Annotated in this window: 17 protein-coding genes; 9 read left to right on the top strand and 8 right to left on the bottom strand. The window is 39.7% G+C overall.

Features of this window, described 5'->3' with window-relative positions; all coding sequences use genetic code 11:
* Positions 1-127: 127 nt before the first annotated feature.
* On the bottom strand, positions 128-3,577 hold the full coding sequence (mfd, locus tag KIT27_04085; GenBank protein ID MCW5588824.1) for a transcription-repair coupling factor: 3,450 nt from the start codon (positions 3,575-3,577) through the stop codon (positions 128-130).
* A gap of 85 nt (positions 3,578-3,662) precedes the next feature.
* Between mfd and KIT27_04080 the strand changes: the two genes are divergently transcribed.
* On the top strand, positions 3,663-4,574 hold the full coding sequence (locus KIT27_04080) for a hypothetical protein (protein ID MCW5588823.1): 912 nt from the start codon (positions 3,663-3,665) through the stop codon (positions 4,572-4,574).
* 9 nt (positions 4,575-4,583) lie between these two features.
* Positions 4,584-5,348: an SDR family NAD(P)-dependent oxidoreductase gene (locus KIT27_04075; protein MCW5588822.1), complete on the top strand. Its 765-nt coding sequence runs from the start codon at positions 4,584-4,586 to the stop codon at positions 5,346-5,348.
* A 100-nt stretch (positions 5,349-5,448) separates the two neighbouring features.
* Here KIT27_04075 and KIT27_04070 read toward each other — a convergent pair whose 3' ends face one another.
* From KIT27_04070 to mutS, 7 genes are all read right to left on the bottom strand, one after another.
* Positions 5,449-5,916, bottom strand: coding sequence for a hypothetical protein (locus KIT27_04070; protein MCW5588821.1), 468 nt, complete (start codon positions 5,914-5,916; stop codon positions 5,449-5,451).
* Positions 5,917-6,084: 168 nt separating this feature from the next.
* The gene (gene rpsT, locus KIT27_04065; GenBank protein MCW5588820.1) at positions 6,085-6,351 is read right to left on the bottom strand and encodes a 30S ribosomal protein S20; all 267 of its coding nucleotides are present in this window, start codon (positions 6,349-6,351) and stop codon (positions 6,085-6,087) included.
* A 139-nt stretch (positions 6,352-6,490) separates the two neighbouring features.
* Positions 6,491-7,786, bottom strand: coding sequence for an MFS transporter (locus tag KIT27_04060; protein MCW5588819.1), 1,296 nt, complete (start codon positions 7,784-7,786; stop codon positions 6,491-6,493).
* A 3-nt stretch (positions 7,787-7,789) separates the two neighbouring features.
* Positions 7,790-8,830, bottom strand: coding sequence for a succinylglutamate desuccinylase/aspartoacylase family protein (locus tag KIT27_04055; protein ID MCW5588818.1), 1,041 nt, complete (start codon positions 8,828-8,830; stop codon positions 7,790-7,792).
* A gap of 116 nt (positions 8,831-8,946) precedes the next feature.
* Complete coding sequence (locus KIT27_04050) at positions 8,947-9,999, bottom strand: hypothetical protein (protein ID MCW5588817.1); 1,053 nt, start codon at positions 9,997-9,999, stop codon at positions 8,947-8,949.
* Positions 10,000-10,003: 4 nt separating this feature from the next.
* Complete coding sequence (locus KIT27_04045) at positions 10,004-11,068, bottom strand: hypothetical protein (protein ID MCW5588816.1); 1,065 nt, start codon at positions 11,066-11,068, stop codon at positions 10,004-10,006.
* A 101-nt stretch (positions 11,069-11,169) separates the two neighbouring features.
* Positions 11,170-13,716: a DNA mismatch repair protein MutS gene (mutS, locus tag KIT27_04040; GenBank protein MCW5588815.1), complete on the bottom strand. Its 2,547-nt coding sequence runs from the start codon at positions 13,714-13,716 to the stop codon at positions 11,170-11,172.
* Between the two features lie 55 nt (positions 13,717-13,771).
* Here mutS and KIT27_04035 point away from each other — a divergent pair, with 55 nt between their 5' ends.
* The 7 genes from KIT27_04035 (at position 13,772) to csrA (ending at position 22,889) form a co-directional block, all read left to right on the top strand.
* A complete protein-coding gene (locus tag KIT27_04035; protein ID MCW5588814.1) occupies positions 13,772-14,281 on the top strand; it encodes a CinA family protein in 510 nt (169 codons plus the stop codon).
* 117 nt (positions 14,282-14,398) lie between these two features.
* A complete protein-coding gene (locus tag KIT27_04030; GenBank protein ID MCW5588813.1) occupies positions 14,399-14,671 on the top strand; it encodes a helix-turn-helix transcriptional regulator in 273 nt (90 codons plus the stop codon).
* Positions 14,672-14,779: 108 nt separating this feature from the next.
* The gene (gene recA, locus KIT27_04025; GenBank protein MCW5588812.1) at positions 14,780-15,820 is read left to right on the top strand and encodes a recombinase RecA; all 1,041 of its coding nucleotides are present in this window, start codon (positions 14,780-14,782) and stop codon (positions 15,818-15,820) included.
* Positions 15,821-16,094: 274 nt separating this feature from the next.
* Positions 16,095-18,338, top strand: coding sequence for a hypothetical protein (locus tag KIT27_04020; GenBank protein ID MCW5588811.1), 2,244 nt, complete (start codon positions 16,095-16,097; stop codon positions 18,336-18,338).
* A gap of 154 nt (positions 18,339-18,492) precedes the next feature.
* A complete protein-coding gene (alaS, locus tag KIT27_04015) occupies positions 18,493-21,099 on the top strand; it encodes an alanine--tRNA ligase (protein ID MCW5588810.1) in 2,607 nt (868 codons plus the stop codon).
* A 136-nt stretch (positions 21,100-21,235) separates the two neighbouring features.
* Entirely contained in the window at positions 21,236-22,495 is a 1,260-nt protein-coding gene (locus KIT27_04010) for an aspartate kinase (GenBank protein ID MCW5588809.1), read from the top strand.
* 187 nt (positions 22,496-22,682) lie between these two features.
* The gene (gene csrA, locus KIT27_04005) at positions 22,683-22,889 is read left to right on the top strand and encodes a carbon storage regulator CsrA (GenBank protein ID MCW5588808.1); all 207 of its coding nucleotides are present in this window, start codon (positions 22,683-22,685) and stop codon (positions 22,887-22,889) included.
* The last annotated feature ends 449 nt before the right edge of the window (positions 22,890-23,338 follow it).

Below are 23,338 nucleotides of genomic sequence, written 5' to 3'. Positions count from 1 at the left end.
GGAGCGTAGCATGTAGCCTGGAACGCAGCGCAGCCGTAGCCTGGAACGGAGCGTAGCGGAGATCCAGGATCGGTAAATCTCTAAAACTTCGATCCTGGATCTCCGCTACGCTGCGTTCCAGGCTACATTATATAAATCTTTTTAAGAGGTCTTGTAAAAATTGAATACGGTCTTGCTCATTTTCTGTGACTTGAAAATAGCGTAAGCGATTTTTGCCGTCGAATTTATACGTTTGCGGTTGAGTTTGAATTAATTGAATAATTCTCATCGGATCGATATTTGGTTTATCGCTAAAATCAATGCGTCCACCTTGAGAACTGGCTTCTATTTTGGTGATACCGAGTTTTTCGGCGTGTAATTTAATTTGAGTGACTAAAATTAAATTTTTCACAGCAGCAGGCAGTAAACCAAAACGATCGATCATTTCTACCTGTAACTCATCCAAAGTAGTTTCATCTTTAGCATTCGCAATCCGTTTATATAACATCAAACGCGCATGCACGTCGGGTAAATAATCGTGAGGAATGAGTGCAGGAATTTGTAAATCGACTTCCGTTCCCATGATTAATGGTTCGTCAATATCAATTTGTTTGCCTTGCTTTAGCGATTGAATAGCGCGCTCTAATAATTCCATGTAAAGGCTAAAACCAATTTCATGAATATGTCCGCTTTGTTCTTCGCCTAGTAATTCACCGGCGCCGCGAATTTCTAAATCATGTGTCGCCAAGGTAAATCCAATACCTAAATCTTCCAGCGAACTAATGGCTTCCAAACGCTTTTTGGCATCAGCGGTGATTAATTGTTCAGGCGGTGTTAATAAATATGCGTAAGCTTGATGATGCGAACGACCCACACGACCGCGTAATTGATGTAACTGGGCGAGACCTAAATGATCGGCTCTATCGATAATAATGGTATTAGCAGTCGGAATATCAATTCCTGTTTCGATAATGGTAGTACACACTAATACATTAAAACGTAAATGATAAAAATCTCCCATGATCGTTTCTAATTCGCGTTCGCGCATTTGCCCGTGGGCAAAACGAATTTTCGCTTCTGGGACGAGTGCTGCTAAATCAGCAGCGGTTTTTTCAATGGTTTCGACTTTATTATGTAAAAAATAAACTTGTCCACCCCGCATAATTTCACGCAAAATTGCTTCGCGAATAATAATATCATCCCTTGTATGAATAAATGTTTTTACCGATAAGCGTTTTGCGGGTGGTGTCGCGATGATAGATAATTCTCGGAGTCCCGACATCGCTAAATTTAAGGTACGCGGGATTGGTGTTGCTGTTAACGTTAAAATATCAACTTCAGCACGTAATGCTTTGATGCGTTCTTTTTGACGGACACCAAAACGATGTTCTTCATCGATAATTAATAAACCTAAATCGGCAAATTTAATTTGGCTTTGCAATAATTTATGCGTCCCAATTAAAATATCAATTTTATGATCACGGATCAGTTGCAAAATGCCTTCTGCTTCTTTTGCCGTTTTAAAACGCGATAATACGTCAATGCGAATCGGCCAGTTGGCAAAGCGATCGCGAAAATTTTGATAATGTTGTTGCGCGAGCAAGGTCGTAGGAACCAACATTGCAACTTGTTTACCGTTATTCACTGCAAGGAAAGCAGCACGCATCGCGACTTCTGTTTTACCAAATCCCACATCGCCACAAATTAACCGATCTATAGGTTTTATCGAAGTCATATCTTTAATCACATCGCGGATCGCGTCTTGTTGATCGGGGGTTTCTTCAAATTTAAATTCTTGAGTGAACGTTAAATAATCATCGTCAGTATTTTTATAACAATATCCCTGACGAGCTTCACGCTTGGCGTAGAGTTCTAATAATTCTGCGGCGACATCGCGCACCCGTTGCAAGGCTTTGTGTTTGGCTTTGCTCCAAGCATCCGTACCCAAACGATTTAATGGCGCATGCTCAAGTTCCGCGCCACTGTAGCGGCTGATTAAATGCAGGTTTGCCACTGGCACATATAATTTATCTTGTCCTGCGTACTGAATGGTTAAGAATTCTGTTTCCGTATTATTAATGGTGATAGTTTGCAATCCTAGATAACGACCCACACCGTGTTCTAAATGTACCACCGGTGAACCGATATGCAATTCTGCTAAATCTTTAACAACATTATCCGGATCATGGGTGCGTTGGCGACGACGACGGCGTTGCATGATGTGTTGAGAAAATAATTGGTTTTCTACAATCACTGTAATGGCTGGTTCTTTTAAGACGAGTCCGCGATCCAAAAGGGCAACGGTAATATTAATTTTTTCATCATTATTTAAAAATTGTTGAAAATTATCAACGCTGGTGGGATGAAGCTGAATTTTAGCTAATAATTCTAATAAAATTTCACGACGTCCATTACTTTCAGCACACAATAAAATTCGTTGTTGATTATTGTTAAGATAATTTTTTAATGGATGAAAGGGTTGCTCTGTTTGACTGGTTAAATGCAATAGCGGAGGTTCTTGAGTATTAAAATGATGCGCATAAGATTTTGTGGTATTTAGTTTTTCTTGAGTAGTAATTCGACGAAATTGTTTTAATTGTTGATGCAATTCATTTTCAGGTAATAAAATTTTATGCGGCGCTAACAGCGGGCGAGTGATATCATGTCCACGTTGTTGATAACGATTATTGACATCTTGCCACCATTTTTGTAGGGCAGCGAGATTTTCTTCACAATCAATGAGAATAGCCTGTGAAGGAAAATAGTCAAATAACGTCGCGGTTTGTTGAAAAAATAATGGTAAATAATATTCAATACCTGCTGGAAAAATCCCTTGGCTGACATCTTCATAAATCGGACAAATCCGTGGATTACCGGCAAATTCACTGCGCCATTGTTGGCGAAATAAGGTGATGGCTTCTTCGTGCGTGGGAAATTCATGTGCAGGTAATAATTCAAAGGATGCGATTTTATCGAGTGATCGTTGTGATTCTGGATCAAATGTGCGAATACTATCGATCTCATCGTCAAATAAATCAATGCGCAGCGGTAAAGCACTTCCCATGGGAAAAATATCCATGATCGAACCACGGACGGCAAATTGTCCGTGTTCCATCACTTGGCTCGTCGCTAAGTAGCCAGTGCGTTGCAATTGGGTGCGCATGCTTTCTAAATTAAAGGTTTGTCCGGTGTGTAATTGAAAACTGTGTTGCTGAATAAACTCCACAGGCGCAAGCCGTTGCATTAACGTATTAATCGGAACAATTAGAATGCCGTGGTTAAAATGAGGCAATTGTTGTAAGGTGAGGATACGACGGGAAATAATATCTTCGTGAGGTGAAAAGGTATCGTACGGCAATGTTTCCCAATCGGGAAAGCTCAGCAGAGGAAGGTTGGTGTCTTTAAGATAAAATCGTAACTCATATTCTATAGCCAGCGCTCGATTAATATCAGGAGTAATTAAAACCAACGGTGCATCTTGATTTTTTAGCAACGAGGCTAAACCCAAACTTAAACTTGAACCATATAACTCGTCCCAATAAACTCGTTCGTGGGAGGCCAGCGGATAGGGCGGTTGCAAAAGACTGGTATCTGACATTTTTCTTGTAACTGTTGATTAAAAAACGCTATTCTACTGCAAGATAGACGACGCGCCAAAATCATTTTCGCTAGGAGTAAGTATAATGAGCAAACGGATTGATTTCTCAAGTCCACTCGCCCTGCTGGGAATTTTTATACTAGGATTGCTTTTAATTCTGGGCTTGGGCTATGGATATTTATATTACCGCTTAACGAGTCAGGCCCGGCAGGATATCAATAACATCATCAAGCAAACGCGCGCCGGTTTGCAAATTGATTATGGCAGTTTACGCGGCAATGTTTTTACCAACGATATTATTCTAAAAAATATCGAGATTAAACCACTCGCAACTACGGCAAATCCCGTCTCAATTCAAGAAATTCGTTATAATCTGCAAAAAAATGAAGATGATCAATTAATTGGTTTAACCTTACACGTTAAAGAAATGCAAACACAGTTAACTGAGCAATCCGTAAATCCGCTGATGAAAGCAATGATGCAAGAAATGAATGTCGATAAATTAAAGGCTAATATTAATTTACTTTATCGCTATTTACCCATCGAAAAGAAAATATTAATTAAACTCAGTCAAGAAATGACGGGTATTGGAACGTTTAACCTGGGAGCAATTTTAGTTCGTGTTGAAAATACTAAAACCAACAGTAAGGCCATTTTAAATTCAGCCGTAATGCATATTCGATTACAATATATTGATCACGGATTTGTAAAAAAATTAGTGGATAAATTAACGGCGATGAGTGGTGGCGATCGGCAAGCATTTTTTAATAAATTGGATCAAACGTTCCAAGAAAAATCCATTAAAGAGCGTCCATTACAAGCGCCTATTGTGCAAAAAACCTGGCAACAGATCCTGGTATTTTTAAAAAATCCTCAAAAAATTACCTTTGATTTGAAACCGGATGAGCCAGTGGCCATGTTTGAATTATTTTTTATTTCCAAAGCGCCGCAAGATATTCTGAAGCGTTTAAATTTACAAGTCATCGTTAATCAGTAAGGAAAACTCATGGATATTAACCAGCGTCATGTTTTAATTTCAGGTGGAGCTTCTGGTCTGGGAGCTGCGACCGCTGAATATCTAGCCGCACTCGGCGCTAAAATTACCTTGTTAGATATTAACGAAAAAATATTGCAGACAACGGCGAAAAAAATAAATGGTTTAGGCTTGGTGTGTGATATTACCCAAGGTGAAGCGGTTGAAAAGGCTATTCAAGAGGCCATCCAACAATTCGGTGATTTACGTATTGTGGTGAATTGTGCGGGAGTGGCTCCCGCCAAACGCATTGTCGGGCGCGCAGGTCCCATGCCTTTGGATGAGTTTAATCGCGTGGTCCAGATTAATTTAATTGGGAATTTTAATGTCTTACGAGTGGCAGCGCATGTGATGAGTGTAAGTGAGCCCTTGAATGCGGATAATGAGAGGGGTGTCATTATTAACACGGCGTCAGTGGCAGCGTTTGATGGTCAAATTGGGCAAGCTGCCTATAGCGCTTCCAAAGGAGCGGTGGCCTCAATGACATTGCCAGCAGCGCGAGAACTTGCTCGTTTTGGGATACGGGTGATGGCGATTGCCCCAGGGATTTTTCTCACACCGATGATCGAAGGCATGCCTCATGAAGTGCAAGCAAGCCTTGCTCAACAAGTACCTTTCCCACAGCGCTTAGGCAACCCACAAGAATTTGCTCAGTTGGTGAAAAGTATTATTGAGAATCCGATGTTGAATGGCAGCGTTATTCGCTTAGATGGTGCTATGCGCATGCAAGCTCAATAGGGCGAATGGTGTAAGCGCTTTATTCCGTGCATCGAACTGACACTAAGATCCTGCTCAAAATCAGCCGTAGAGGTTTTAAATAGGCGCTAAAGATTTTTTTTTAGCCCGCTAAAAAATTTAAAAATCCATGATTAAAGCCTAAATGGCTAATATGAGTAACCCGATTATTGTTAGCGGTGATAGTATAATCTCCGCAGTGATAAGATTGCGTGACTAGAGCAGCATTATTTTTAGCCCGTGCAGAATTATTCACACATTCATTTTTTCCTGAAAAAGCAATCAATGCGGCACATTCACTCATACCAATTTTAATTTTTTGCGATGAAATCATTTTCCAATCGGCGGCAGAAACCAGATGACGTTTGGCAATTTCGTGTTTGAGACGCGCATTGGGATTGAGCGCATAAGCGCTACACAAAGCATGATTATCGAGTTTTGCCAGTTGATAAGGAGCGTTTTTTGCGGTTTTAGAAATAAAGAAACCTTGCGGGGGTGCAGATTGAGAAGGATTAGTGACGCAACCTGCCATCAAACTACTGAGTCCAAGCGTAATGAAAATCCGTTTCATGTTCAAACCATCCATTTTTTCACTGACGAAATTATACACTGAAGAATGTTAAAAAGGCGAGCAGAGAAATAAAAAAATTAAAAAAAAGACTAAGCCATGAGTGATGGCGAAAGGCAGAGGTGGGGCATTCCCGTATTGGGCTTGCGCTCAATACGGGCTAGCGCAGAATTAAGCTTGCATATTCTTGATACGAAGATTCAACCGACTTTTGTGACGAGCCGCATTGTTTTTATGAATTAAACCTTTGCTTGCCATTTTATCGAGCACAGGAACAACTTCCTTAAACGCATCGCCCGCTTTGGTTTTATCGCCCGTTTGAATCGCTGCAATCACTTTCTTCAGCGAAGTACGCATTCTTGAGCGCAAGCTCATGTTGTGATTGCGATGTTTGATGGATTGTTTTGCACGTTTACGCGCTTGTTTTGTGTTAGCCAAGAGGGTATCTCCACTTAATAGTATCCAGTAAAATCGACCGTGAATATTGCCAATTTGAGGTTGTTCTGTCAAGGGTTAAGTTAGGGTAAGCAGCAATTCTTCTTGTTTGAACTCATGGATCACTGAGACTCTTTCTTTCCTAATGAGTCGATTCTGGAGCTAATAAAACAGATTCACGCTTTGATTTACAAAAAGTTTCTTCGATATTAAATAGGGATAAGCATAATGCAACAGCGAATAGTAAGGGCATAATACTAAACGCCAAAATAAACCCGTGAGCAGTTAAAGTGCTCGAATGAGGGTTAGAAAGTTCGATGATATAGCTAATAATAGGGGGAACAATGGCGCTGAGTAAGGTAATCATACCATTGTTTAATCCCAGGGCAGTAGCCTTAGTTTCTGCGTCAACGTGTTCAGCAATAGCTGCAAATCCAACGTTTTGTCCGGCTGCGGCAAAACCAATTAAGAAAAATAATGCTAGATACATCCAAATAAATGGGATAGTAAAATAGATTAAATAAGTTGTTGCTAGCAATCCAATAATTGCTGCTAGAGTTAGCGCTAGATTTCTTCTTTTTATATAGTCGGAAAAAAAACCCAGAGCAGGACAACCTAAGGCATACCCAACCCAGGATGTTGAAATAATATCTGCTGATATTACTTGAGACAAACCACGCGCTTCTAAATAAATGGTGCCCCAAATTGCACCTAAAATAACCATAGAGACATAAACAAAAGAAGAGTAACTCGCGATTAACCACGCTTGTTTATTACAAAATAATTTTTGCAAACGTGGGAAAATTGGGCCTGATTGATGCAAAAAAATAATTCTTTGTTCTGGATCACGTTGTTTATTTTTGATGACTAATAAACTTAATAGAGCTAATACTATCCCAATACTACTGATTTTTAACAGGGGTGTTCGCCAATTACCCTGATCAGCCGCAACTAATAACATTAAGGGACCGCCCGCTAAAAAAGGCCCCATCGTGCCAACAAATTGTGAAATGCCGGAGAATAAACCAAAATATTCTTTAGGAAACCACGTTGCAGCAATAACCAGTAAACAGACAAATGCAAAAGAAGAACCAAATCCCATTAAAGTGCGCGCAAAAAAAGCAGAATACAATCCAGTCGCTTGCGCAAAGTACATGGTTGCAAATGAACATGTTAGTGTTGCAAAAATAAGAATAATTTTTATTCCAAACTTATCGACTAAAATGCCAACCGGAATTTGCATGGAACCATATGCAATGTAATAAGCAGAACCCAGTAATGCAAATTTTTCTGGATCTAAGTTGAGGGCAGGAATAATCTGGTGCGCTAAGGTTCCAATAAAGGTTCTCAAAAAAAATTCATACAAAAAAAATCCGGCAGCAATAGCCCATATACTTAAACCCAATAGTGAAATATTAAATGATTTTTGATATTGCATTGTTTATGATTCTTGCGAGTGACTGGTTAATTTTTCGCGCTGCTCTTGCCAGTCTTCAAAATGAGTCTCTGCCTGCTGCATTCTGGAAAATACAGCTAATTGAAATAGGGCTTCACCTTCATGCACTAAAGGTAAATTATTTTTGCCAACAATAATCGCATCTTCTGGATTATAAATATTGACTTTCTCACTAGCGCCAAATGGATCCTGAATAGTCGCTAATAATTTCCCTTTTTTAACTGATTGACCCAATTTGAAAGTGGTTTGGCTTAGTCCGCTTGTAGAGGCTCTAACCCAGATATTTTTTTCAGCAACAAATGAAGGTATGATTTTCTTATCTTTTATATTCTTGTGAGGCAGCATATCAAGAAATTTAAGGATATTAAGAATACCTGATACACCTGTGCGAATTGCATGTTCATCAAAACGCATGGCTTCACCCGCTTCATAAACAATAAAAGGAACGTGATCTTGTCGCGCCATATGATGCAGAGAGCCTGGCTCATCTGCTAAATGGGAAATCACTGGTGCATTAAATGATTCAGCCAATTTTTGTGATTCACGATCACCGAAATGATAATAGATTTGTGGGAGATTACTGTAGTTAATAAATCCGGTTTGTAAGTCGATACAATATTGTGCTTTAGCAAAAATTTCTTTATAAAATAGGTGAGCCACACGTGAAGCATGTGTTCCATTTTTACTACCAGGAAAACAGTGATCTAAATTAATTCCGCCAGGCAATAAACGGCTGCGATTAATAAAGCCATAAACATTTACAATAGGAACGGCAATAAGCGTTCCGCGCAATTGCTTTATGACCTTTAAATTAAGAAGACGATTAATAATTTCTGTTCCGTTTAATTCATTACCATGAATGGCCGCCGTAATCATTAATATTGGGCCTGCTTGTGTGCCATGAGCGATTTTAATCGGCATGTAGAGAGGAGCACAGCTAAATAATTCGGGAAGTGGTAGCGCTAATGATAGCGTTTCTCCTGGATGAATAGTTTCATTACAGATTTGTAGAGCTTTATTTTTCATCTGTCCATCTTAACAAAATGAGCATGAAAATGGAATAAAACGAGATTTTTCTTGGTAAGACATTTAAAATGTCGTTAGACTCTAGCGTTGTATCTTTATTTGAGGGTGGTTTTTAGCTAGCCCCTTTTCTTGGTGTAAGATCGCAACAGTGGCTCTAATGAGCGTGAAATCGCTGGTGGTCTTCCATCAACTTCAATTTCGTCATCAATAAACGCTTTAGTATTACTCCTGTTGTTAATATTAGTTGCTGGTTCGGGTGTCGCTTTATGTGAGTTAGCATATTTCACGCCTAATTTTTCTCCACACATATGAGCAACAGTGGTAACAAACGCAAGGGAACTTAAATTCATTGCGGTAGCCAGATGATCTTCGCTGAAATACAGAGCAAATAAAGTAGGTATGGTTTTAAAGAGAGCGCTTAAATGAGGCGAAAACTGGTTCGAGTTAAGAAGGTAGCGAAGAATTTTTTCTACGATCGGCACAGATATCGCAGCATTAGGATCCATCACCCATAAATTCAATAGCATTGATTTGAAGGTATCCACAATATAGTGGTGGTTGGGTTTTAATGAATGTTGAAGATAACTTGAAAAAAATGCATCACAAAAGGAAACCAATCCAAAATACATTAGACGTGAATTGGGCGAAGATAGTTTATTGCTATTCAATGATTCTGCCTGTATGTTGCGCTCGTCTCTCAATAGCTTGAGTAGCGTATCTTTTTGTGCTGGATAAAGCGGCAGTTGTTGAACAATACAGTTGAGATTTTGCGTATCAATATTTTCAGGCTGAGAAAGATGCATGTGCTTATGGAGTTTATTTAAATTTTGATCGTCATTAACATGGAGTAAGCTATGTTTTGTATATTCACTCACTTCTTTTATTACTTTATCTAAGAAGGATAATTCTGGTTTTTCTAAATCATGAATCATTTTATCAACATAACTTCGCGACCAAAATTCAACAAGTAAATCTTGTGTTGGGATGCCATTTTTACATTGATAGTACGGCCTTAGAGGGAGATGTCCTAACTGTTTATCGTGATAGATTGTTACGGTATTTTTATCATTCTGAACAACAGATAATTCTTTCATATGAGCAGAAGCTAAGGGCGAAGTCCTAAAAAAATAAGCAAATGCTTTAAGAGATTGTGTTAATAACCATTGCATAGTGTTAGACCTTCAAAATTGAAATTGATGAACGTGAAATTTCAGGTGGTTTCTCATCAACTTCAATTTCATCATCGTCATCTGAATAATTCCTGTAAATATTGGTTGCCGGTTCGTTAGTTGATTTATCTGAGTTAGCATATTTCACCCCTAATTTCTCGCCAAAATAATTAGCAGTAGAGGTGACAAAAACAAGAGAACTTAAATCAATTGCAGTAGCCAGATAATCTTCGCTAAGAGATAATGACAATAAAGTAGAAAGAATGTTCTGGTGCCTAATCACATAAGCAGGTGAGTGGGCTAATTTTAAAAAATAATTAAGTAATTTTGTTATTAAGGAACTCGAAACGGCAGCGCTTGGATTCATCACGAATAAATTAAAGGCAATGGTTCGGAGTATATCGATTAGAACATCACTGAAATTTTCTTGCTGACCTTTATTTCTTGTTCTTTGTTTAATGTAACTAGAAGAAAATGCCGATAAAAACGCGATCAATCCATATCCTGCTAAGCTTGATGCTTTTTCATACTGCTCATGGTGGATGAGGGTTAATCTTTCTTGTTGTGCTTTAACTAATTTATTATATAAATTAGTTTGTTGTTCTTCGGTAAAAGGAAATTGTTTGATCACACATTTCAGGGCTTCTGGATCGTCTAAATTAGCATGATAATGTTGGAAGTGAATATGAGGTCTTTTGTCGCTCAAAGAGATATCGTTATGTAATTGCCAGTGGACTGCTCTAATTCTTTCGAGTATTGCATTTTGAGTATTTAAATCCAATTGATCGCGCTCGAAAGCTCGTGCTAACTGCGCTTTATGTGCGTCAGACCCAACGGTATTAAATGCTGTGTGATATTGTGGTTGATTTTTTTGGCATGGATGATAATTTTTATGAGAAAGCTCTGAATACGTTGGTGTAGAGACATTGCCTAATATCGTCATGGCGTGAGAGTCGTGGACAACAACATCTATATCTGAATGTTGATCATCCAGCTTGGCGTTCACGACTACGTAGGGAGTTTGAAAAAAAGAAAGCACATAATCAGTAATAACTTTAAAGAATGGCATCGGTAATTTCTTCTTTGTTTTTATAGTGCATAAATAGTATACAAAAAGCAACGTCAATTCAATGGCTGATAAAAGTTTTTATACCTCACTCATTCTTAAGCTTAAGATTTTGCTAATTGACACAGTTGATATAATTTTTCTAAGGCTTCTTTCGGGCTGAGATCATTGGGATCTAGTTGATTTAATGCGGTTAATGCCGGGTGAGTAGGTGAGGGAGAAGTAATGGGTAATTTTGAGGGGGAGGGCTTAATTTCCAATTGATTTAATTTAGCTTTTGCAATATCTAACACCTTTTGAGGAATACCCGCCAGTGCTGCAACTTGTAAACCAAAACTGCGATTCGCGGGGCCTTCTTGTACGGTGTGTAAAAAAATCAGGGCATCGTGATGTTCGGTGGCATCCAGATGGATGTTGCGAATGGTGGGATTTTCTTCAGTGAGCGAAGTTAATTCAAAATAATGCGTGGAAAATAACGTGTAAGATCGTAATGTCGTGGCGAGATAATTGGCGGTGGCATAAGCAATGGCCATGCCGTCGTAGGTGCTGGTGCCGCGCCCAATTTCATCGATTAATACTAAACTTCTTGACGTGGCTTGATGCAAAATGCCTGCTGTTTCACTCATTTCCACCATGAAAGTCGATTGTCCGCTGGCTAAATCATCGGAGCTGCCAATGCGCGTGAAAATGCGATCAATCGGCCCTAATAGGGCTGATTGGGCGGGAACATAACTGCCAATATATGCGAGAATACAAATTAATGCGGTTTGCCGCATATAAGTAGATTTACCACCCATATTCGGTCCGGTAATGATCAGCATTTTTTCTGATGGGGTTAAATTTAAATCATTGGGCACAAAGGGTTGTTCTTGAAAATATTCCACCACGGGATGACGGCCTTGCTCAATACGAAGCATTTCCTCTGGTGTGAACTCAGGTTTTACCCAATTAAAATAATGAGCGCGTTCGGCAAAATTACTCAATACATCTAGCCAGGCTAAAGCCTGTGCGAGTTGTTGAAGCGGGATTAATTCTGCGGCAATGATCATTAATAAATCGTCGTATAATTTTTTTTCTAAGGCTAACGCTTTGGCGCGCGCGGTGAGGGCTTGTTCTTCAAATGTTTTTAATTCTGGGGTAATAAAACGTTCATTATTTTTTAACGTTTGTCGACGAATATAATCTTCTGGCACCAGTTTCGCTTGCAGACGTGAAATTTCAATATAATAGCCATGAATGCGATTATAACCCACTTTGAGCGTGCTAATGTTTGTGCGCTCTTTTTCGCGCTGTTCTAGTGCCATTAAAAATTCATCGCCATGTTCACTAATATTACGCAAGCGATCCAATTCACTATCGTAACCGATTTTAATCACGCCGCCATCGCGAATTAATTGCGGTGGGTTATCGATAATGGCTGTGGTTAATAAATTTAATAACGTCGGACAAGGATGTAGTTGGGCGCGCAACTCATGCAGAATATCATCGTTGATGGGCTTTAATAGTGTGGTGAGTTGTGGCAATAACGCTAATGTGGCGCGCAATGCCGTTAAATCGCGAGGGCGTGCGGATTTTAGTGCAATCCGCGCGAGAATACGTTCGACATCGCCACATTCTGCTAAAATCGCTTTAATTTCTTGAAATAAACCATCAGATAATAAACGGGTTACCCCTTGTTGGCGCTGACGAATTTTTTCTTGCGACGTTAACGGGCGATTGACTAAGCGTTTTAATAATCGTGATCCCATGGAGGTTTCCGTATTATCTAAAATGCCGACTAAACTGTGATTTTCTCGACCTTTCAAGGTGCTGTGTAATTCTAGATTATTGCGCGTGGTGCTATCTAAAAGTATTGCATCTAAAGTGCGTTCTGCATGAATGGCGCGAATATGCGGTAAATTGGCTTGTTGCGTGTGTTTGACATAATTGAATAAACAACCTGCCGCGCTGATAGCAATGGGTAAATCATCACATTGAAAGGCGGCTAAACTGTGAGTTTGAAATTGTGCGCAGAGCGATTTTTTGGCGCAATCTAAATCAAAATCCCAGGGAGGTAAACGTTTGCAAGGGTATTGTTTTGCAATAGCATCCGCTAAAATTAAATTCTCCGGTACTAAAATTTCAGCCGGCGTTAATCGTTGAATTTCGCTGAGTAAACTTTCAGACGAAGCAACTTCGAGTAAATAAAAATGCCCACTGCTCACATCCAAGTGCGCAATGCCAAATTGTTTTTTATTCGCATAAATCGCCACGATTAAATTATCTTGCCGATCGTTTAATAGCGAAGCATCGCTGACAGTGCCTGGAGTGATAATTCGAGTCACCTGACGTTCAACCGGGCCTTTACTCGTGGCAGGATCGCCAATCTGTTCGCAAATGGCAATGGATTCGCCTAATTTAATTAATCGTGCTAAATAATTATCGGCTGCGTGATAGGGAATGCCGGCCATGGGAATGGGCGCGCCATTGGATTGTCCGCGTTTGGTTAAGGTTAAATCTAATAATTTCGCAATTTTTACCGCGTCGTCATAAAAACATTCATAAAAATCGCCCATGCGGTAAAATAGTAGCATGTCTTGATGGTGCGCCTTGATGCTTAAATATTGGCGCATCATTGGCGTGTGTTGAATAAGTTCACTGCTTTCAATCATGTCGCGCAGTTTAGCGGTAGCCCATCCACAATGACAAGACCCTTGGAGAAATATCATGAAAAATTTGCAAGATGAAATAATACAAGCTGCGCAAGCCGTGGGAACTTGGTTAAGTAAACGCAATAGCGTATTGGCTACTGCCGAATCGTGTACCGGCGGCTGGATTGCCGAAGCGATTACGGCCATTCCTGGCAGTTCAGCGTGGTTTGATCGGGGATTTGTGACGTATTCTAACAGTTCAAAAGTGCAAATGCTCAATGTGGCCATGCCGTTATTGGATCAATTCGGTGCGGTAAGCCAAGAAGTGGTGAGAGCAATGGCCGAAGGTGCAATTGATAACAGTGATGCAGAAATTGCGATAGCCACCAGTGGTATTGCCGGTCCCACCGGTGGAAGTCCTGAAAAACCCGTGGGTTTAGTCTGGTTTGCTTGGAAAACGCCAACTACGCTTTTCAGCGAATGCCAATATTTTTCAGGTGATCGCAGAGCTATTCGCGCGCAGGCAACATTATACTCGCTCAAACAATTAATAGTGTTAGAGCCTGTTCAAAGTCTCCAAGCTTGAGTCAGAAAGTGTCGATTTTTGAGCACCTAGAAAATCACTGACAAAACGTAACGGTTATAAAAACAATCATCGTCATTTTATACTCCTTGCGTCAACGCTATAGAGGAGAAATTGACGATGTTAAGTATTATCTTACCCGATATTTGCCAAGGCCTGCGCTTATCAGAAGATTTAAATAAACAAGAATTAGTGAATGCTATCGCGTCGATGATCCAGCATTTGCGTCATCGTTCGGAGTTAACACAAATGGAACTTGCCAAACGCGCGGGGACTTCGCAACCGGTGATAGCACGCTTAGAAAGCGGTACCGATGCTAGGCTGCCATCGTTGTATTTATTAGCCCGTATCGCGCAAGCCGCTGACGTTAAATTATCCTTAAACTTAGAATAGGATTCTCGGTAAGTTTATGTGATAATCGCAACACACGATTACGACGCGATAATTTAAATCCACTTCCGCCTATTTCTGGGCGGAAATTTTTATGCGGAGGTTTCTTTGATGGAAGATAATAAGCGTAAAGCGCTCGATGCAGCGTTAAGTCAAATTGAACGTCAATTTGGTAAAGGTTCGGTGATGCGTTTAGGCGATGATACTGCGGTGCGCGATATCGAAGCCATTTCCACCGGATCATTAGGATTGGATATCGCGTTAGGTATTGGCGGATTACCACGGGGGCGGATCATTGAAATTTATGGCCCAGAATCGTCAGGTAAAACCACGTTAACCTTGCAAGTGATTGCCCAATGTCAAAAACTCGGTGGCACTGCTGCTTTTGTGGATGCTGAGCACGCACTCGATCCGAGCTATGCCGCTAAACTTGGGGTGAATGTGGATGATTTACTGGTTTCCCAACCGGACACTGGTGAACAAGCGCTCGAGATCACCGATATGTTGGTGCGCTCCGGTGCTGTGGATGTAGTGATTGTCGACTCGGTGGCGGCCTTAACCCCGAAAGCCGAAATTGAAGGCGACATGGGCGATTCGCATATGGGATTGCAAGCGCGTTTAATGTCGCAAGCGTTGCGTAAACTAACTGCAAACATCAAACGTTCGAATACTTTGGTGATTTTCATTAACCAAATTCGCATGAAAATTGGCGTGATGTTTGGTAGTCCCGAAACCACGACCGGTGGAAATGCCCTTAAATTCTATGCTTCAGTGCGTTTAGATATTCGTCGTATTGGTGCAGTGAAAAAAGGCGAAGAAGTTGTGGGTAGTGAAACACGCGTGAAAGTGGTGAAAAATAAAGTGGCGCCACCTTTTAAACAAGCCGAATTCGATATTTTATATAACGAAGGCATTTCATGGGAAGGCGAAGTGCTAGAACTTGGCGTGCAATTAGGTATCGTGAATAAAGCCGGTGCTTGGTACAGTTATAACAACGAACGAATTGGTCAAGGCAAAGATAATGTTCGTCAATATTTCCAAGAGCATCCTGAAATGGCCAAAGAAATTGATGCGCAAATTCGCACACAACTGTTACCAAAACGTAATTCTGCGAAAAATACTTCTGAACAGGAAGCAGTAACTGCGGAATAAGTACACGCTACTAGCAAATGCTTATTACTTCGTGGAGTGATAAGTGCTATTAAAAAACACGGTATTTCGTTTTTAATCGCGAGATGCCGTGTTTTTTTTATTTATAGCGGAAGTGTTTTTAGGGGAATAAAAAATAATGCGAAAAAGTTTGCTCATCTTAAAAAAATCAGGCACAATGAAATCATTTTCTGTGACATTTAGGTGATAATTTAAGTATCGTGACAATATTAAGTTTTAGGGTGACGATCTAAACTAACTTAAAGGTGAGCCATAAATGCTATCAGTCTCCGATATATTTGATGCGATTGATTCCGAAAATTACGCAGATGCAACAGAATATGCGCTTACTTTTTTTAATGAAATTTCAAAGCTCCATAGTGAATATGATGATGGTGATATTCCCTTTAGTGACTTTATTGAGTTCTACATTTTTAAGCTATTTCAATCTCGTTATTTAACCTATGCTAACCTAGCTCTTTTTTACCAAAAGTTATGTCAATGGAATTTTCAAGATCCTTCTAACGATAATATTAATTCTAAACATGTTAAAATAATTAAACATAAATTACAATTTTGCGTTAACTATAAACTGACTATTTTTGGAATCAAATGTGATCAGAATGGGAATATTAGCGAAAATATTTCTGATGATGATGTAATTGATGGAGAGCTCTATGATTTATTTAGTACGGGAAGCTGTCATCTAACACGCAATCTTGATTTAAAAGCCAAGCTATTAAAATTTGAAAATAATGAAATTTCTGATGAATATTTAATGATTTTTTCAAGTGATATTAAAATATATCAGCACGTCAGGGATTTATTAGTATATAAACCGAAAATATCTGAAACTGACTTAAAGATAATTTTCGAATATTATAATAACTGTAGCTTTGAACAGCTACAGCATGAATTAAACTATTGCGACGAGACTATAGATTTTTATATTGATAGTATCTTATCTTCTGAGATTCATGATATTAATTGTTTTGATCAGGATATAAAAGATTTAAAGCAAAAAAAACAGCTTATTCAAATAGCATTAGTAAAACAAAAATTAAATAATCAACATGAGCTTCTAGATAGTCTAATTCTTGAGTTTAAAGATTTACCTAAAGATATATTTGTTGACGAATTACTTTTATTGGCGGCAACTCATTATGAATACGAATATGTTAAAGAATTATTGAATATTCGTCCAGATGTTAGGTCTACTGACCGTGAAGAAAAACTAAACAGGTATGCAAAGAATTTTGGTAATCTTACTATTGAGCAATGTTGCATTGTGTTGAAAAATAAGCTAGCAAGATATGCGGAACGGATTAATAATTTTATTCATGAAATATCACAATCCAATATTAGAAATATTCATTATTTTGATAAAGAAATAACTCGCATGAAAAAAAATCAGCAGGTTATTGCAGAAAAGGTTAAATGTTGCCAACATGCTAAAAAATTATTGGGTATGCAGCCTGTTATTAATCGTGAAGAACGTGAGGCAATACTACAGAGTTATGTAAAATTTTTGGGTGTTCGTACTATTAAAGAATGTTGCACTGTATTGAAAGATAAGCTAGCAAACTATACTGAACGGATTAATAATTTTATTAATGAAATATTACACTCCAATATTAGAGATATTTATTGTTTTGATGAAGAAATAACTCGCATGAAAAAAAATCAGCAGGTTATTGCGGAAATGCTTAAATGTTACCAACATGCTAAAAAATTATTGAATATGCAGCCTGTTGTTAATCCTGAAGAACGTGAGGCAATACTACAGAGATATGCAGAGGTTTTGCGTAAGTGTACTGTTGAACAATGTTGCACTCTATTGAAAAATAAGCTAACAAGTTATGCGAAACGGATTGAGCATTGTATTAAAAGTATATTATCTCCCGATACTAGAGATATTTATTGCTTTGATCAAAAAATAACTCGTATGAAAAAAAAGCAGCAAGTTATTCAACAGCTATTAAATGTTTATAAATCTTATCTCCAACTAGTAAGTGAATCAAGCATAAGCCCAGTGCAGAGTGAACAGACTCCCCCGACTTTTAATAACAATACACAATCTAGCAATGAAACTATTCAGCCTCTTTCAATCTTACCTTCAGGTGGAAGTGCTGTCATTCCTGATCGTAATACTAAAGATGTTAAGGAAAAGGAATCAAAACAAAATACTTTATCTTTTAACTTTGAGGCATTAGAAAAAAGAGTCACTGATTATCAAGAGGAAATACAATCTTTAGAATCCTCCAGGTTTTTTTCTTTTTTTTATAACAAAGATTTAAAAGAATACAAGAAACAACAGCTCATAAATTTAAAAGTTGAACTATTAAATACGGATGAGATTTTTCACATAAAGGAAATCATTAGCAAATTTCTGAAGGATACAAAATTAACCCGTGGATTTGATGGTCGCGCATTGCAGATAATAACAGGGTTAATAAAACAGTTTAATCAACAAATCAAAAATTCTAATTCAAAGTCGGGTAGTTACTGTATGAATAAGTAAACTTTATTAACTTAAAATATATTGAAGACATAAATCTCTATAATCTCTGTTTTACATAACAACCACCAACCCTTATTTTTCACCCCATTTCCAATCTCCACCCCTTGCGACTTTTCCCAAATGTAAGGATAATGGCGCCGCTGGAGGAAAAGATATGAAAACGAGTGATATTCGCCGACAATTTTTAAATTTTTTTGTGCAACACGGTCACACTGAAGTGGCATCAAGCCCGTTGGTGCCAGGCAACGATCCCACCTTATTGTTCACCAATGCGGGCATGGTGCAATTCAAAGATGTATTTCTAGGCTTAGATAAACGTGCCTATACGCGCGCCACCACCAGCCAACGTTGCGTGCGCGCTGGCGGCAAACATAACGATCTCGAAAATGTCGGTTACACTGCGCGCCATCATACTTTTTTTGAAATGCTTGGAAATTTTAGTTTTGGCGATTATTTTAAACAGGATGCTATTCAGTTTGCTTGGAATTTTTTAACCCAAGTTTTAAAACTGCCTCCCGAAAAACTGTGGATCACCGTATTTAAAGACGATGATGAAGCAGCGGCAATTTGGTTAAACGATATTGGGATAGATCCTAAACGCTTTTCTCGTTGTGGCGAAAAAGATAATTTTTGGGCGATGGGCGATACCGGCCCGTGCGGTCCGTGTTCTGAAATTTTTTACGATCATGGCGAAACCATTGCCGGTGGTCCACCCGGAAGTGCCGATGCCGATGGCGATCGTTATATTGAAATTTGGAATTTAGTTTTCATGCAATTTAATCGCGATGAAGCAGGGAAGTTAACGCCACTGCCTAAACCGTCGGTGGATACAGGCATGGGGCTTGAACGCATCGCAGCAGTGATGCAGGGAGTTCATAACAACTACGATATCGATTTATTTGTTGATTTAATCCAAGCAATTGCCACTATTTTGCAATGTAACGATTATCATAATAATTCCTTACGGGTGATTGCCGATCACATCCGCGCTTGCAGCTTTTTAATTTGCGATGGCGTGATGCCGAGCAACGAAGGACGCGGCTATGTGTTACGGCGCATTATTCGCCGCGCGATTCGGCATGGTCATAAACTAGGAATGCAAGAACCATTTTTTCATCAGATCGTCAAACCGCTCGGCGATGTCATGGGCGATGCGTATCCCGAATTAATCAGCGCGAAACCGCATATTGAAAAAATTTTATATAACGAAGAATTGCAATTTGCTAAAACCCTCGATCAAGGTTTAAAAATTTTAGAAGAGACCATCGCGCAATTAAATAATACGATTATTCCAGGAGATATTGTTTTTAAATTATACGATACCTATGGGTTTCCGGTGGATTTAACCGCCGATATTGCTCGCGAACGTCAACTCACTTTAGATCTAGAAGGGTTTGATCGCGCCATGGCCAAGCAGCGGGCAGGATCAAAAGAAGCCAGTCGCTTTCATCTCAATGTAAAAAATAATTTGCAACTGGATTTAATCACTGAATTTCATGGCTATGAAGTCGCAAAAGAATCGGCAACTGTGTTAGCGATTATTGCGGATCAGCAAGAAAGAACTACGTTAAACGCTGGAGAGCAAGGAATTATTATTTTAGATCATTCGCCTTTTTATGCCGAAAGCGGTGGCCAAGTAGGGGATATCGGAAAATTAACTTCTGCGACGCAATTATTCGAAGTCATCGATACCACTAAAAATCAACACGCGCATTTGCATCATGGAAAATTACTTCAGGGTACGATTAACGTTGGTGATCGTTTGCTGGCTGAAATTAATTTAACTCATCGGCAAGCCGTGCGCTTAAATCACTCAGCGACGCATTTATTGCACGCCGCCTTACGCGCAACGTTAGGCACGCATGTTCAACAAAAAGGATCACTCGTTGCTGCGGAATATTTACGGTTTGACTTTTCTCATTTTGAAGCGGTGAATGAAAGTACCCTACACACTATAGAGCAGATCGTTAATCAAGAAATTCGCGCTAATCATGCTGTGGTTACGGATGTCATGTCGGCCGATGCGGCGATGAAAGCAGGGGCAATGGCATTATTTGGTGAAAAATACGGTGAACACGTGCGGGTGCTGAGCATGGGAGATTTTTCTAAAGAATTATGCGGTGGCACACATGTCGATCGCACGGGCGATATTGGCGTGTTTAAAATTATTTCTGAAAGTGGCATTGCCGCCGGTGTTCGACGCATTGAGGCAGTAACAGGGCAATTTGCCTTAGAGTGGATAACTCAGCAACAGCAAATTTTGCGTGAAGCCAGTCGGTTATTAAAAAGTTCTGTAGAGGATGTGCCCGCGAAAATTACCCAGCAACAATTGTTATTACGCCAACACGAAAAAGAAATTACGCGCTTAAATGCCAAATTAGCCAGTGCCAAAGGCGATGAGCTGACCGAGCAAGCGCAAGAAATCGCTGGTATTCGTGTGCTGGCGATAGAGTTGGTGGGGGCGGATAATAAAACCTTACGCGATACGTTGGATCACTTAAAAAATAAATTAGGCGAGTCTGTCATTGTATTAGCCAGTGTTATCGATGAAAAAATTTCCTTGATTGCGGGTATCACCTCTGCAACTTCTGCGCGCATTTCTGCTCACGATGTGGTAAATTACGTTGCCAAACAGGTGGGCGGTAAAGGGGGCGGGCGTGCTGAAATGGCGCAAGCCGGTGGAAGTCAAGTCGAACATTTAACACAAGCGCTAAATTCTGTGGCGCCTTGGATTGAACAAAAATTACAGGCTCACTCTTAATCTCCTGTGAGATATTGTTAACGGGTAGCTAAAGTAATTTTTTTATTGGACTTGCTTTGTTATACTAACGATCAGTAAGTCTAATAATAATAGAGTGGCCAATGCCGACTTCAGGACGGGGGAAAAATAAAATAACATGGCATTGTTAATACAAAAATTCGGTGGGACATCGCTCGAAACCTTGCCCCGCATTCAACAAGTCGCCGATAAAATAGTCGCGACACGCAGGGAAGGGCACGATATTGTGGTCGTGGTTTCTGCTATGGGCGGCGATACCGATCGCCTCATTCACATGGCCAAACAAATGCAAGAATTTCCCGATCCGCGTGAATATTCCATGTTAGTTAGCTGTGGCGAACAAATTTCTATTGCTTTATTAGCGATGGCGTTGCGCACACGCGGTTGTCCTGCGGTTTCATTCACGGGTTGGCAAGCCGGAATTAAAACCGACGATCGCTTAAAAAAAGCGCGTATTCAAAAAATCGAATGTGATAAATTGCGTGAAGAAGTTCGTAGGGGTATTATCCCTGTCGTCGCCGGTTTTCAAGGGATCAGTGAGGCAGGTGATATCACCACGTTAGGGCGTGGCGGTTCAGATACCACGGCTGTTGCTTTAGCGGCAGCACTTCAAGCCGATGAATGCCAAATTTATACCGATGTCGACGGTGTTTATACCACCGATCCGCGAGTCGAACCCAGGGCACGACGTCTTGATCAAATCACCTTTGAAGAAATGTTAGAAATGGCAAGTTTGGGTGCAAAGGTTTTACAAATTCGGTCGGTCGAGTTCGCGGGAAAGTATAATGTGCCATTACGCGTATTATCAACATTTCAGCCTGGCCCAGGCACATTAATCACACTAGAAGGTGGAAAAATGGAAAATGCAATCGTTTCGGGTATTGCCTTTAATCGTAGTGAAGCTAAAATCACCATCCGCGGCGTACCGGATTTACCGGGTGTGGCTTATCGCATTTTAGGCCCAATCAGCGAGGCCAATATTGAAGTTGATATGATTATTCAAAATATCGCCGCTGATGCGACAACCGATTTCACGTTTACTGTTCATCGCGATGATTATGAACGAGCGTTGGAAATTTTAAATGGCGTATGTGAGGATCTTAAAGCCCGTGTGGTGCTGGGAGATAATCATATTGCCAAATTATCTTTAGTTGGTGTGGGGATGCGTTCCCATTCTGGTATTGCCAGTAAAATGTTTTCAACTTTAGGTAAAGAAGGGATCAATATGCAACTGATTTCAACAAGCGAAATTAAAATCTCTGTTGTAATCGATGAAAAATATATTGAGCTAGGTGTTCGTGCTTTACATGCTGCTTTTGATCTAGATAAAACGGCTCAAGAGGAATTTGATCCTCGGCCAGAAAAAAATATGCACTAAATCTAGACAAATGCTCGTTTTAGTTAATACTTAGTAGTAAGGATCGCTGTAGGTATCCGGATCTATCTGAAAAGATAGGATCTTTTTGGTAGTGTATTTGCTGGTTAACCGGTCTACTCAACGGATTTCAAGGCATCGCTGATTGAAATTTGGAAGATGTTAGCTGGATTGAAAAGAGGAGAGCGTCATGCTTATTTTGACAAGGCGTGTTGGTGAAAGTCTCATTATTGGAGACGATGTCACAGTGACCGTATTAGGGGTAAAAGGAAACCAAGTTCGTATTGGTGTCAATGCTCCCAAAGAAGTTTCCGTGCATCGCGAAGAGATTTATCTTCGCATCCAACAAGAAAAAGAACACAATGCCGAAACAAGTGATAATCCAGGAAATAGTTAAGACGATACTTATTTGACATGGCTTGCCCAACTTTTTTGTCATGTCCAATCAACAGTCCTGACTAACCAATCCTCCCGCGGCTTAGCCCGCGGGACGCAGAGAACGGTAACATTTCCCATCGCTGATTCGCAAATAAGTAACGAGATATTTTCTTGTGGCTTCCTTTAATATTTTTTTGTAATTTTTATTTTTTCCAAACATTCCTTTTTGAAGAACTCCTGACTTATGGCGTCATCATAATTCACTATAGTTTAGCGTAGATCATTGCTTTTTGAGCACTAGCGCGCAGGTTACACGCAGTCAAATGAGCAGCCGAACAGAAAAAATCAACGAGCTGCAGCCAGCAGAGTAGAATTGTTTAGCTGTTTAATATTTTTTAGACTCATCGATTAAAATGTCACAAAAAAACTTTTACAAGTCAAAGTTATTATTGCTATAATCCCCGACCT

The organism is Legionellales bacterium (assembly GCA_026125385.1).
Lineage (GTDB): Bacteria > Pseudomonadota > Gammaproteobacteria > JAHCLG01 > JAHCLG01 > JAHCLG01.
This window is presented reverse-complemented; position numbering and strand designations above follow the sequence as displayed.